Genomic DNA, 13,222 nt, shown 5'->3' on the forward strand with positions numbered 1-13,222 from the left:
TTTACAGGTGGTGCTTGTAGGTGTCGTAGTCGGCGTCGGGTTCCCCGGTCGGCCGGAAGTACTCGATGTTGTCGATCCCAAATCCCCACTCCTCGCGGGGTTTCCACACCGCCTCGACGCGCATGCCCATCCGCACCTCGTGGGCGTCGATGTCGGCGACCAGATGCAGGAACGGGATGTCGGAACCGTCGAGCAGCACGTAGGCCGCCACGTAGGGGGGCTTGATGCGCTGACCCTGGAACGGGATGTTGATGATCGCGAATGTCGTGACGGTGCCCTTGTCCGGCAATTCGATGAACTCGGTCGTCGGCTGGCCGGTGGCGGGGTCGGCGCCGTGCGGCGGGAAGTAGACCTTGCCGTTCTCGCCCGTCTTCGCGCCGAGCAGCTTGCCCTGCGCGATGGCCCGCAGGTAGGCGCTCTCCTCGTGTGAGGCGCTGTGCTGAATCGTCAGCGACACGGGCGTGACGACCATGGTCACCGGGTCTTTGTCGCCCTCCGAGTGCTCCGTCACGGCCTCGGCTTCCTCACCGAGCTCGAAATACGCGATGTCGGTGATGGCGCCCACCGGCTCGTCGGCCCAGCGCACATGTACCCGGGTGCCGGTCTTGATGTTCTTCGGCTCGCCCGCGTCCACCGCGTGGATCAGCGGGGTGTCGGCGCCGTCCAGCTTGATCAGCGCCCAGGCGAACGGCCTGTCCAGCGGCTGGCCCTCCATGGGCTCGGGCTGCCAGGTCCACGAGACGACGGTGCCGACACTGGACACCGGTACCATCTCGCCCAGCGGCTCATAGGTGACCGGGTCATACTCCGCCGGCGGCACGTGCACCCGGCCATCGGATCCGCGCACACCCAGGACGTGGCGGTCACGCAGTGCGGTGAAGAACTTGCCCAGCGTGGGGCCGACCGAACGGGTGTAGTCGAAGGACAACGTCAGTGGCGCGGCGAGCGGTGGCTCAGGGTGATCCATCAGGGGCGGGCTACTCGAACTGGCTGTCACGCCATCGAGTAGAACAGGTTCTAAGAACGGATTCAACATCGGGTCTGCTATCCGGAAGGAAGACGATGAAGCTGGGATTGCAGCTGGGATATTGGGGCGCTCAGCCGCCCCAAAACCATGGCGAACTCGTCGCCGCCGCCGAGGAGGCCGGATACGACGCCGTCTTCACCGCCGAGGCCTGGGGCTCGGACGCCTACACACCGCTGGCCTGGCTGGGCTCGTCGACATCCCGGGTGCGGCTGGGCACCTCGGTGGTCCAGCTGTCTGCCCGCACGCCGACCGCCTGCGCGATGGCCGCGTTGACGCTCGACCACCTCTCCGGCGGGCGCCACGTCCTCGGCCTCGGCGTCTCCGGCCCGCAGGTGGTCGAGGGCTGGTACGGGCAGTCATTCCCCAAACCGCTGGCCCGCACCCGGGAATACATCGACATCATCCGGCAGGTGTGGGCGCGGGAGGCGCCGGTGACCAGCGCCGGCCCGCACTATCCGCTGCCTTTGCAGGACGGGGTCCGGGGACCGGCGACGGGTCTGGGCAAGCCGCTCAAGCCGATCACCCATCCGTTGCGGGCCGACATCCCGATCATGCTGGGCGCCGAGGGACCCAAAAACGTCGCGCTGGCCGCCGAGATCTGCGACGGCTGGCTGCCGATCTTCTACACGCCGCGCATGGCCGACACCTACAACGAGTGGCTGGACGAGGGATTCGCCCGCCCGGGGGCGCGCCGCAGCCGGGAGGACTTCGAGATCTGCGCGACGGCCAACATCGTCATCACCGAGGACCGCGGCGCCGCCTTCGCGGCCATGAAGCCCTACATCGCGCTGTACATGGGCGGGATGGGCGCCGAGGACACCAACTTCCACGCCGACGTCTACCGCCGGATGGGCTACGCCGAGGTGGTCGACGACGTGACGAAGCTGTTCCGCAGTGGACGCAAGGAAAAGGCCGCGGAAATCATCCCCGACGAGGTGATCGATGACGCCGCGATCGTCGGCGACCTCGACTACGTGCGTAAGCAGATCAAGGCCTGGGAGGCCGCCGGCGTCACCATGATGGTGGTGTCGGGCCGCAGTACAGAGCAGGTCCGCGAGCTGGCGACGCTGATCTGACGCCCGGGCGCAACAAACGAGAACACGTTCTAATTTTCTTGCAAGAGACTTAGAACGCGTTCTAGATTGTCCGGATGACAGCTTCGCAGCACACCATCGCGGGCAGGGTGCTCACCATGCCGGTGCAGATCCGCAAGGCGACCCAGCACATGGCGATGTTCTCTGTCGACGCGGACGCCGCGCAGCAGATGATCGACTACAGCGGCCTGCAGGTCTGTCGTTACCTGCCAGGCCGGGCGATCGTGGTCCTGATGTTGATGCAGTACATCGACGGCGACCTTGACCAGTACAACGAATTCGGCACCACCGTGATGGTCAATCCGCCCGGGTCGACGGCGAGTGGGCCACGAGCCCTGCAGTCGGCGGGCGCCTTCATCCACCACCTGCCCGTCGACCAGGCGTTCACGCTGGAAGCTGGAACGAAGATCTGGGGCTACCCGAAAGTGATGGCGGACTTCACCGTTCGGGAAGGCCGTCGGTTCGGCTTCGACTGCACAGTCGACGGGCAATTGGTGGTCGGCATGGAATTCGGCCGCGGACTGCCATTTCGGCTCACCCCGCGCACGCAAGCGCAGCGGAGTTACTCGCACCGCGACGGTGTCACCTGGGAGACCGCCTTCGACTCCACGCTGGACGGCGTGCGCACCAGATTCGGCGGGGTACGCGTCCGGCTCGGCGACCACCCCTATGCGAAAGAGTTGGCGTCGCTGGGCCTTCCGAAGCGCGCGATGCTGTCCAGTTCTGCTGACCAAGTACAAATGACATTCGGCGACGCACAGGAGATTTCATGACTTCGACCATCCCGGAAGCAATCTCGAACATCGACCTGACCGACGGCAATTTTTACGCCGACCGTCGCACCTCGCGGGAGGCCTATCGCTGGATGCGGGCCAACCAGCCGGTGTTTCGTGATCGCAATGGGCTGGCCGGTGCCACCACTTATCAAGCCATCCTTGACGCCGAACGCAATCCGGAACTGTTCTCCAGCACCGGTGGCATCCGTCCCGAGCAGCCCGGCATGCCCTACATGATCGACATGGACGACCCCGCACATCTGTTGCGGCGCAAACTCGTCAACGCCGGTTTCACCCGCAAGCGGGTGAAGGAAAAGGAACCGTCGATCGCCAGGTTGTGCGACACCCTGATCGACGCGGTGTGCGAGCGCGGCGAGTGTGACTTCGTCCGCGACATCGCCGCCCCGCTGCCGATGGCGGTGATCGGCGACATGCTGGGCGTGCTGCCCTCCGAACGCGGCATGCTGTTGAAATGGTCCGACGACCTGGTCTGCGGGCTGAGCTCGCACATCGACCCGGAGTCGCAGACAGCCCAGGCGGTGATGGCCGCATTCGCCGCGTACACCGAATTCACTTCCGCCATCATCACCAAGCGGCGAGCCGAGCCCAACGACGACCTGTTCTCCATCTTGGTGAACGCCGAGGTGGAGGGCCAGCGGATGTCCGACGACGAGATCGTCATGGAGACACTGCTCATCCTCATCGGCGGCGACGAAACCACCCGTCACACCTTGAGTGGGGGCACCGAGCAGCTGGTGCGCCACCGCGACCAGTGGGATGCCCTGGTGCGTGACCCGTCGCTGCTTCCCGGCGCTATCGAGGAGATGCTGCGCTGGACATCGCCGGTGAAGAACATGTGCCGAACCCTGACCGCCGACACCGAATTCCACGGCACCTCACTGCGTGAGGGCGAAAAGATCATGCTGCTGTTCGAGTCGGGCAACTTCGACGAGTCGGTGTTCGACGAGCCGGACAGCTTCGACATCAGCCGTAACCCGAACAGCCACATGGCTTTCGGGTTCGGCACGCACTTCTGCCTGGGGAACCAGCTGGCCCGCCTGGAGTTGTCGATGATGACCGAGCGGGTGCTCAAGCGGCTGCCGGATCTGCGACTGGCCGACGACGACTCGACCCTGCCGCTGCGGCCGGCGAACTTCGTCAGCGGGCTGGAAGCGATGCCGGTGGTGTTCACCCCGAGCGCCCCGCTGCTGAGCTGATTGGCTTTGCGCCCAGCGTGCACTCACGGCGAGTTTTTCGCTGATTTCTCGCCCTGAGTTCACGTTCGGCGCTTCCAAGCCGCCGATACCCGAGCGAGAATGCCGCCGGCCGTGTCTTCGGCGGTCACCCGGATGACGATCCACCCGAGCTCCGTCAACGACTCCAATCGCGCGATGTCTCGATTGAATTGCCGTCGATCGGAACGGTGGTGATCCCCCTCGTACTCGACGGCCAATTTGATGTCCTCCCAGCCCATATCGAGGACCGCGACGAGCTCGCCGTACTGGCCGTGGACCGGAATCTGCGTCCGCGGGCAGGGATAATCGGCGTCGATGAGCAGCAATCGCAACCACGTCTCGCGTGGCGACTCGGCCCCCGCGTCGACCATGGTCAGCGCGCGGCGGGCACGACGGACATTTCGATGGCTCGTGTAGCGGTCAGCGAGCAGCTGGGCTTCGGCGATGTCGAGATCCGTTGCCCTCACCAACGCGTCGAGAGCCGCGACGGCTTTGCCGACGGGATTGCGGCAGGCGATATCGAACGCCGTACGCGCCGCGGAAGTTGCGAGCATATCGCCGATCGACCGGACTTCGTTGTGCGACAACGAGTCCGACCAGGTGTTGATACCGGGCGGCGGACGGCGGTGTTCGTAGAGCAATTGTGCCGGCGCCCGGTGGTCGACCCATTTGGCCCCGTGCAGCGCCGCGGCGGAGCGCCCGGCGACGATGCCTCGGCGCCGCGACCACAGCCACGCCGCGCATGCGCGCGTTGTGGCGGTCAGTTCAGTGCCGGGGGCGACGTAGACGTCGGGGTGCACGGCGACGAATCGGCTGCGCAGCCGGTGCCGCGTCAGAGCGCCGGTTGCGAGCGCCTCGCTGCCGATGAAGGGTTCGCGCACGCAAGCAGTGTGGCGCGCAGGACCGACAACGTCGCCGAACGTGACGTCACGGCGACGAAATGCCCGAAAAGCCGCCATGAGTTCACGCTCGGCGAAGAGGGGGCTAGCGGTTTTTGAAGTTGGGCTTGCGCTTCTCGGCGAACGCCCGGGGGCCTTCCTTGGAGTCCTCGGAAAGGAACACCGGGATGCCGTTGGCGGTGTCGGGCTTGAAGGCCTCTTCCTCGTGCATCCCCTCGGTCTCGCGGATGGTCTTGAGGATCGCCTGTACGGCCAGGGGTCCGTTGTTTTCGATGACCTCCGCGATCTCGAGCGCCTTGGTCAGCGCCTGCCCGTCGGGCACGACGTGGCCGATCAGGCCCATGTCCTTGGCTTCGGCGGCGGTGATGTGCCGTCCGGTCAGCAGCAGGTCGCAGGCCACGGTGTAGGGGATCTGGCGCACCAGACGGACGGCGGAACCGCCCATCGGGTACAGGCTCCATTTGGCCTCGGAGATACCGAATTTGGCGCTCTCGCCGGCGACCCGGATGTCGGTGCCCTGCAGGATCTCGGTTCCCCCCGCGATCGCCGGGCCCTCGACGGCGGCGATCAGCGGCTTCTTGAGCCGGCGACCCTTGAGCAGAGCGTCGATTCGCGACGGGTCGTAGCTGCCGTCCTTGAACGAGTCGCCCGGCGGCTTCTGGGTCGCCGCCTTGAGGTCCATGCCCGCGCAGAAGTAGCCACCGGCGCCGGTCAGGATGCAGACGCGGATGTCGTCGTCGTTGTCGACACGGTCCCAGGCCTGGACCATGATTTCCATCATTTCGGTGCTCAAAGCGTTGCGGCGGTGCGGCCGATTCATGGTCACGATGAGGGTGTGACCACGCTGTTCCACCAGCGCATCCGGGCCGGTTGCCCCGTTTTCGGTGTTTGCTGGGGTTCCGGCATTCTCCACGGTCACGGCTACCGCCTTTCCCTCGACAATGGGCACGAGCTTGCCTCGAAATGTAACACGTTCTAATTTGGTGGCCGTGGCCTTGAATATTGCCGACCTTGCAGAGCACGCCATCGACGCTGTGCCCGACCGTGTCGCCCTGATCTGCGGCGACGAGAAGCTGACCTACGCCCAGCTGGAGGAGAAGGCCAACCGCCTGGCTCACTACCTGATGGAGCAGGGGGTGAAAAAGGACGACAAGGTCGGTCTGTATTGCCGCAACCGCATCGAGATCGTCATCGCGATGCTCGGCATCGTCAAAGCGGGCGCCATCCTGGTGAACATCAACTACCGCTACGTCGAGGGCGAGCTGCGCTACCTGTTCGAGAACTCCGACATGGTCGCGCTGGTGCACGAGCGCCAGTACTCCGACCGGGTGGCCAACGTGTTGCCCGATACGCCCAACGTCAAGACGATCCTGGTCGTCGAGGACGGCAGCGACAACGACTTCGGCCGCTACGGCGGCGTCGAGTTCTACTCGGCGATCGCGCAGAGCTCACCCGAGCGCGACTTCGGCGAGCGCAGCGCCGACGACATCTACCTGCTCTACACCGGGGGCACCACCGGCTTCCCGAAGGGCGTGATGTGGCGCCACGAGGACATCTACCGGGTGCTGTTCGGTGGAACCGACTTCGCCACAGGCGAATTCGTCGAGGACGAATACGACCTGGCCAAGGCCGCCGCGGCCAACCCGCCGATGGTGCGTCACCCGATTCCACCGATGATTCACGGCGCCACGCAGTCGGCCACCTGGATGTCGATCTTTTCGGGCCAAACCACCGTGCTGGCACCGGAATTCAACGCCGACGAGGTGTGGCGCACGATCCACGACCACAAGGTGAACCTGCTGTTCTTCACCGGTGACGCCATGGCGCGACCGCTGCTCGACGCGCTGCTGGCCCACCAGGACGAGGGCAACGAGTATGACCTCTCGTCGCTGTTCCTGCTCGCCTCCACCGCAGCGCTGTTCTCGCCGAGCATCAAGGAGAAGTTCCTCGAGCTGCTGCCCAATCGGGTGATCACCGACTCCATCGGATCTTCGGAGACAGGATTCGGCGGCACCAGCATCGTCGCCAAGGACGCCCCACACAGCGGCGGCCCGCGCGTGACGATCGACCACCGCACCGTCGTGCTCGACGAGGAGGGCAACGAGGTCAAGCCCGGCTCCGGTGTGCGCGGCTTCATCGCCAAGAAGGGCAACATTCCCGTCGGTTACTACAAGGACGAGAAGAAGACCGCCGAGACGTTCAAGACCTTCAACGGCGTGCGGTACGCCATCCCGGGCGACTGGGCGACCGTCGAGGAGGACGGCACCGTCACGATGCTGGGCCGCGGCTCGGTGTCGATCAACAGCGGCGGCGAGAAGATCTACCCCGAGGAGGTCGAGGCCGCACTCAAGGGTCACCCCGACGTCTTCGACGCCCTGGTGGTCGGCGTGCCCGACCCCCGCTACGGGCAGCATGTCGCCGCCGTCGTCCAGCCCCGGCCCGGCGCCCGGCCCGCGCTGTCGGACCTGGACAGCTTCGTACGCTCCGAGATCGCGGGCTACAAGGTACCGCGCAGCCTGTGGCTGGTCGACGAGGTCAAGCGATCGCCCGCGGGCAAACCCGACTACCGCTGGGCCAAGGAGCAGACCGAGGCCCGCCCGGCCGACGACGTGCACGCCGCCCACGCCACTGCGTGACCGACTTCGTCAAACGTAATCCCGCCGCGCCCGCCGGCTTCTTCGCGTGGGAAGCCGCAGGGCTGCAATGGCTTTCCGCCGCCGAAGGTGGCGTGCCGTGCGCGCGGGTCGTGTCCGTCGACGACGCCAGCCTGACCCTGCGGCGCCTGGAATCGGTGGGCCCGACCCCCGAGGCCGCGCGCACTTTCGGCGGCCGGCTGGCCGTCACGCACGACGCCGGCGCCGCCGCGTTCGGCGCCGGGCCGGACGGCTGGGCTGGACCGGGCTTTTTCGGGCCGTTGTCGCAGCCCCTGCCGCTCTCGCTGCGCCGGCACGACAGCTGGGGCGAGTTCTACGCCGGGGAACGGCTGGGCCCGATGGCCGAACTCGCGGCGCCTCGGCTCGATGCCGCCACCCGCGACGCCGTCGACTCCGTCGTGAAGCGTTGCCGTGCAGGCGATTTCGACAACGACGACCGGCCGGTTCGGTTGCACGGCGACCTGTGGAGCGGAAACGTGATGTGGACTCCCGACGGTGTCGTGCTCATCGACCCGGCCGCACACGCCGGCCACCGCGAGACGGACCTGGCGATGCTTGCCCTGTTCGGCTGCCCGCACTACGACGAGATCATCGCGGGTTACCAGGAAGTGCGACCGCTCCAACCCCGCTGGCGCGACCGCACCGGCCTGCACCAACTCTTTCCGCTGCTGGCGCACGTCGTGTTGTTCGGCGGCGGGTACGCGCAGCAGACCCACGCCTGCGCCCGCGCCGCGCTGGCCATCTGAGGTCGGCGGCCCCCGGTCTAGAGCTGATTGCCCGCCTCGCCCCCCGCCGCTGAGCGGCTGGGGGTACCCCCACCTCCCGCCGCTCCGCGGCGCGCATCGTCGGCGGGCTAAAGTCCAATCGCATGACGATCGATGTCTGGATGCAGCATCCGACCGCGCGGTTTCTGCGCAGCGACATGCTCGCATCCCTGCGGCGGTGGACGGGCGGGACGATCCCCGACACCGATATTCCGATCGAGGCGACCCTGGCATCGATGGACGCCGCCGGCGTCGAACTGGGTGTGCTCAGCGCCTGGCGCGGCCCGGGTGGAGAGGACCTGGTCTCGAACGACGAGGTGGCGCAATGGGTTGCCGCGCACCCGCAGCGGCTCGCCGGCCTGGCCGCCGTCGACCTGGACCGCCCGATGGAAGCCGTCCGCGAGCTGCGGCGCCGGGTCGCCGACGGGGGGTTCGTCGGGCTGCGGGTGGTGCCGTGGTTGTGGAACGCCCCGCCCACCGACCGTCGCTACTATCCGCTGTTCGCCGAGTGCGTAGAGTCCGGCGTGCCGTTCTGCACGCAGGTCGGCCATACCGGTCCGTTGCGCCCGTCGGAGACCGGCCGGCCGATTCCCTACATCGACCAGGTGGCACTCGATTTCCCGGAGCTGGTGATCGTCTGCGGCCACGTCGGCTATCCCTGGACCGAGGAGATGGTCGCGGTGGCCCGCAAGCACGAGAACGTCTACATCGATACCTCGGCGTACACGATCAAGCGGTTGCCGGACGAACTGGTTCGATTCATGAAGACCGGTACCGGGCAACGAAAAGTGTTGTTCGGCACCAATTATCCGATGATCACCCACGAGCACGCGTTGGCGGGACTGGACCAGCTCGGGCTGTCCGACGAGGCTCGCCGAGATTTCCTGCGCGGCAACGCCGAACGAGTTTTCCGACTGGAGGCAATGAAGTGAACGGTGCCCTGGCCCTGATCAACACCCTGGTCGACGGCGGTGTCGACGTGTGTTTCGCCAACCCGGGCACGTCGGAGATGCACTTCGTCGCCGCCCTGGACGCCGTGCCGCGGATGCGCGGCGTGCTGGCGTTGTTCGAGGGGGTCGCCACCGGCGCGGCCGACGGCTACGCCCGCATCGCCGATCGTCCGGCCGCGGTGCTGCTGCACCTGGGCCCAGGGCTGGGCAACGGCCTGGCCAACCTGCACAACGCGCGTCGCGCGCGGGTGCCGATGGTGGTGGTCGTCGGCGACCACGCCACCTATCACAAAAAGTACGACGCCCCACTGGAATCCGACATCGACGCGCTCGCCGGCACCGTCTCGGGCTGGGTACGCCGGACCGGTGACGCCTCCCAGGTCTCGGCCGATGCCGTCGAGGGCATCGCGGCCAGCCGGTGGGGTTCGCAGATCTCGACGTTGATCCTGCCCGCCGACGTGTCGTGGTCGGCGGGGGCCCAGTTGTTCTCCAACCTGGAGGCCCAACCGACGGGCGCCGATCCGCTGCTGGCGCCCGAGGTGCTCGAGGTGCTTCGCTCCGGGGAGCCGACGGTGATCATGGTGGGCGGCGATGCCACCCGCAAGGCCGGGCTGGCGGCGGCGACCCGCATAGCGGCGGCGACCGGTGCCCGCGTGCTGTGCGAAACCTTTCCGGCCCGGCTGGAGCGCGGCGCCGGCGTCCCCGCCGTAGACCGGCTCGCGTATTTCGCCGAGGCCGCCACCGCCCAACTCAACGGTGCCAAGCATCTGGTGCTGGCCGGCGCCAAGTCACCGGTGTCGTTCTTCGCCTACCCCAACATGCCCAGCGATCTGGTTCCGGCCGGCTGCGAGGTCCACGTGCTCGCCGAATACAGCGGCGCCGCAGACGCTTTGATCGCCCTGGCCGATCAGGTCGCGCCCGGCGCCGAGGCTCCGGTGGCGCCCGCGTCGCGTCCCCAGCTGCCGACGGGCGCGCTGACCTCCGCGTCGGCCGCCGACGTGATCGGGGCGCTGCTGCCCGAAGCCGCGATCGTGGTCGACGAGTCGAACACCTCGGGCGTGTTGCTCGCGGGCGCGACCGCGGGCGCGCCGGCGCACGACTGGCTGACGCTGACCGGCGGGGCGATCGGTTACGGCATCCCGGCGGCGGTCGGTGCCGCGGTGGCCGCCCCGCATCGTCCGGTGCTGTGTTTGGAGTCCGATGGCTCGGCGATGTACACGATTTCGGGGTTGTGGACCCAGGCCCGCGAGAATCTCAACGTGACCACCGTGCTGTACAACAACAGCGCCTACGACATCCTCCGGATCGAGCTGCAACGCGTCGGCGCCGGGTCGACCCCCGGGCCGGAAGCGCTCGCGCTACTCGATTTGTCGGACCCCACAATGGATTTCGTGAAGATCAGCGAGGGCATGGGGGTGCCCGCCCGGCGCGTCACCACCGCCGAGGAACTGGCCGATGCGCTGCGCGCCGCCTTCGCCGAACCTGGGCCGCACCTGATCGACGCGGTGGTGCCGTCAATAACGGGCTAGCGTCGGCAGCCGGCTCAGCAGCCAGTCGGTCAGCGTATCGACCACGTCGACGCCCGTCTCGAAAGCGCCGTCGTCCGCGTCAGCGGCGAGTGCTACACCCCACTGGCCGGAAGGGGTGGGAACGATGCCGAACTGGCGGACCAGGTACCCGCCATGTACGCCCGGCCCCCAACCGCCCTTCGCGGCAAGGCCTTTCGCGGCCAGCCCCCACTGATCGCCGGCGACCAGGCGTTGCATGAGATCGATCACTTCGACGGCGTCCGGGATGGTCGACAGCTCCGCGGCGAACCGCGCTTGCCGTTGCAGGCTCCACTCGGTTTGGCCGAAAGCGGTGAACCCGCGGCGGAGCCGCCGTGATTCGACCACCGTCGCGGTGTCGCCGCCTTCGGCCACCACGACCTGAACCCGTCGCGCGGCGTCCATCGGCTCGCCCAATTGCGACCACAACTGCTCGGAGGCGCGATTGTCGGATTCGGTGATGGCTTTCACGGCCAAATCGCGGGCACCCAGCCAATCGTTGCGCAGCGCCGCTATCGCCAGGGGCACCTTGATCGTCGACCACGCCACGCCCGACCACCAGCTGCCCAGCGAGAACGTTCGGTCCGGGCGGGCGATTGCGACGCCGACGTTCGCCGGCACCGCGGCGGAAAGCTGTTCGAAGCTCGCTTCCAGCGCGAGTTCGAGAGGCCGTGCGGTCATGCCCTGGTTGCCACGGCCGAGCCGGCGACGACTTCGCGGGTTTTCATCAAACGCTGAGTTTACTGCTCGGGTGGAAAGTCAACGGCGGATCTTGCACACCGGGTCGCCGCACTCGACACCCTGAGCGGCCAGCTGCCGCTTGAGCACCTTGAAGGTCGCCGTCCGCGGGAGTTCGGCGCAGATCCGCACGTACGACGGCCACTGCTTGGGCCCCAGATCGGTTTGCTCGGCCAGGAAGGCACGGAATTCTTCGTCCTGAAACTCGGCGCCTGGCGCCAGCACCAACGCGGCCATCACCTGGTCGCCGACTACCGGGTCCGGCACCGGGTACACCGCGGCCTCGGTGACGTCGGGGTGGCGCAGCAACACCCGTTCAATCGGGGCCGCGCCGAGGTTCTCACCGTCGACGCGCAGCCAATCACCCAGCCGCCCAGCGAAGTACGCGTAGCCGGCGTCGTCGCGGTAGGCCAGGTCACCGCTGTGGTACACGCCGCCGGCCATCCGCTCGGCCTCGGCCGTGACGTCGTTGTAGTAGCCCTCGAAACGGCCCGGTCCCGCGGTGTTGACCAGTTCGCCGACCACACCCGGCGGGCAAGACGAGCCGGTGTCGGGATCGACGATGTCGATGCCGTCGGGAAGCGGGCCCAGTGAACCGGCCGGCGTATCGGGCGTGCGCGCGATGGCCACGCCGCCTTCGGTGGAGCCGAACCCGTCCTGCACCACACACCCGAACCTGCGCCCGAAGCGCTCGATGTCTTCGGGCACGCCCTCATTGCCGTAGACCGCGCGCAGCGGGTTGTCGGCATCGTCGGGCTGCTCCGGCGTGGCGAGCACATACGACAGGGGCTTGCCCACGTAGTTCGCATAGGTGGCACCGTAGCGACGGACATCGACGATGAAGTTCGAGGCGGAAAACTTGCGCCGCAACGCCATTGAGCCCTGGCAGGCCGCCGCGACGGCCCAACCTACCAGCACCGCGTTGGAATGAAACAGCGGCATCGACACGTAGCAGACGTCGTCGCGCCCGAGGCCGAAACGCTGCGTCATCGTCACACCCGCGATCGCGACCTTGCCGTGGCTGCACTTGACCGCCTTCGGCTCGCCACTGGTGCCCGACGTGAAGATCAACATGAAAAGATCCGCCGGCGAGGCCGCCTGAAAAGAGATCGGCGCGTCGCGGTGCGCCGCGACCTCGTCGGCCCACTCGGGCGAGTCGGCGTTCAGGTGCTCGATGTCGCCCAGCGTCTCAGACGATTTCGAGTCGGCCAGCACCAATTGGCAGTCGGCGCGGGCGATGTCGCGGCGCAGCGCATCGCCGCGGCGCACCGGGTTGAGCCCGACCGGCACGATCCCCGACATTCCCGCCGCCACCAGCATCGCCGAGAAGAAGGGGGTGTTCTCTAGCAGCACGCCGACATGCGGCGGCCGGCTGGGGTCGAGCCGCGCGCGCAACGTCGCGGCGATCGCGGCACCGTGCTGCAGGTGATCGCGCCAGCTGGTGAACGCGTCCTCGAAGTGGATGCCGCGATCGTCGATCTCGGTCAGCGGCGCCAGCAGCTTGGTGACGGTCAGGTCGTCGGTGAGTTCCATTGCGC

Annotated in this window: 12 protein-coding genes; 7 read left to right on the forward strand and 5 right to left on the reverse strand. The window is 67.4% G+C overall.

Annotated elements, in window-relative coordinates; genetic code table 11:
• Position 1 precedes the first annotated feature (1 nt).
• The gene (locus AC5Y7E_RS03870) at positions 2-997 is read right to left on the reverse strand and encodes a Zn-ribbon domain-containing OB-fold protein (RefSeq protein ID WP_499947485.1); all 996 of its coding nucleotides are present in this window, start codon (positions 995-997) and stop codon (positions 2-4) included.
• A 65-nt stretch (positions 998-1,062) separates the two neighbouring features.
• Between AC5Y7E_RS03870 and AC5Y7E_RS03875 the strand changes: the two genes are divergently transcribed.
• The 3 genes from AC5Y7E_RS03875 (at position 1,063) to AC5Y7E_RS03885 (ending at position 4,114) form a co-directional block, all read left to right on the forward strand.
• The gene (locus AC5Y7E_RS03875; protein ID WP_499947486.1) at positions 1,063-2,103 is read left to right on the forward strand and encodes an LLM class F420-dependent oxidoreductase; all 1,041 of its coding nucleotides are present in this window, start codon (positions 1,063-1,065) and stop codon (positions 2,101-2,103) included.
• Between the two features lie 74 nt (positions 2,104-2,177).
• The gene (locus AC5Y7E_RS03880; RefSeq protein WP_499916878.1) at positions 2,178-2,894 is read left to right on the forward strand and encodes an acetoacetate decarboxylase family protein; all 717 of its coding nucleotides are present in this window, start codon (positions 2,178-2,180) and stop codon (positions 2,892-2,894) included.
• Positions 2,891-4,114, forward strand: a complete 1,224-nt coding sequence (locus tag AC5Y7E_RS03885; RefSeq protein WP_499947487.1) for a cytochrome P450 — start codon at positions 2,891-2,893, stop codon at positions 4,112-4,114. Before AC5Y7E_RS03880 ends, AC5Y7E_RS03885 begins: the two co-directional genes overlap by 4 nt.
• A gap of 59 nt (positions 4,115-4,173) precedes the next feature.
• On the opposite strand, the gene AC5Y7E_RS03890 is transcribed toward AC5Y7E_RS03885, so the two are convergent.
• Both AC5Y7E_RS03890 and AC5Y7E_RS03895 read right to left on the reverse strand, forming a co-directional pair.
• Positions 4,174-5,013 (reverse strand): hypothetical protein, encoded by an 840-nt coding sequence (locus AC5Y7E_RS03890; RefSeq protein ID WP_499947488.1) that lies wholly within the window; start codon positions 5,011-5,013, stop codon positions 4,174-4,176.
• Positions 5,014-5,116: 103 nt separating this feature from the next.
• On the reverse strand, positions 5,117-5,944 hold the full coding sequence (locus AC5Y7E_RS03895) for a crotonase/enoyl-CoA hydratase family protein (protein WP_499917626.1): 828 nt from the start codon (positions 5,942-5,944) through the stop codon (positions 5,117-5,119).
• Between the two features lie 70 nt (positions 5,945-6,014).
• Here AC5Y7E_RS03895 and AC5Y7E_RS03900 point away from each other — a divergent pair, with 70 nt between their 5' ends.
• From AC5Y7E_RS03900 to AC5Y7E_RS03915, 4 genes are all read left to right on the forward strand, one after another.
• Positions 6,015-7,667, forward strand: coding sequence for an acyl-CoA synthetase (locus AC5Y7E_RS03900; RefSeq protein ID WP_499916872.1), 1,653 nt, complete (start codon positions 6,015-6,017; stop codon positions 7,665-7,667).
• Positions 7,664-8,431: a fructosamine kinase family protein gene (locus tag AC5Y7E_RS03905; RefSeq protein ID WP_499947489.1), complete on the forward strand. Its 768-nt coding sequence runs from the start codon at positions 7,664-7,666 to the stop codon at positions 8,429-8,431. The genes AC5Y7E_RS03900 and AC5Y7E_RS03905 overlap by 4 nt, the downstream gene beginning before the upstream one ends.
• A gap of 122 nt (positions 8,432-8,553) precedes the next feature.
• Positions 8,554-9,381, forward strand: a complete 828-nt coding sequence (locus AC5Y7E_RS03910) for an amidohydrolase family protein (protein ID WP_499947490.1) — start codon at positions 8,554-8,556, stop codon at positions 9,379-9,381.
• Entirely contained in the window at positions 9,378-10,928 is a 1,551-nt protein-coding gene (locus AC5Y7E_RS03915) for an acetolactate synthase large subunit (RefSeq protein ID WP_499947491.1), read from the forward strand. The genes AC5Y7E_RS03910 and AC5Y7E_RS03915 overlap by 4 nt, the downstream gene beginning before the upstream one ends.
• Here AC5Y7E_RS03915 and AC5Y7E_RS03920 read toward each other — a convergent pair.
• Positions 10,914-11,627, reverse strand: a complete 714-nt coding sequence (locus tag AC5Y7E_RS03920; protein ID WP_499947492.1) for a serine hydrolase — start codon at positions 11,625-11,627, stop codon at positions 10,914-10,916. The genes AC5Y7E_RS03915 and AC5Y7E_RS03920 overlap by 15 nt on opposite strands.
• A 78-nt stretch (positions 11,628-11,705) precedes the next feature.
• Positions 11,706-13,217, reverse strand: a complete 1,512-nt coding sequence (gene fadD17, locus AC5Y7E_RS03925) for a long-chain-fatty-acid--CoA ligase FadD17 (protein WP_499947493.1) — start codon at positions 13,215-13,217, stop codon at positions 11,706-11,708.
• Positions 13,218-13,222 lie beyond the last annotated feature (5 nt).

Source organism: Mycobacterium sp. NGS17 (assembly GCF_059813205.1).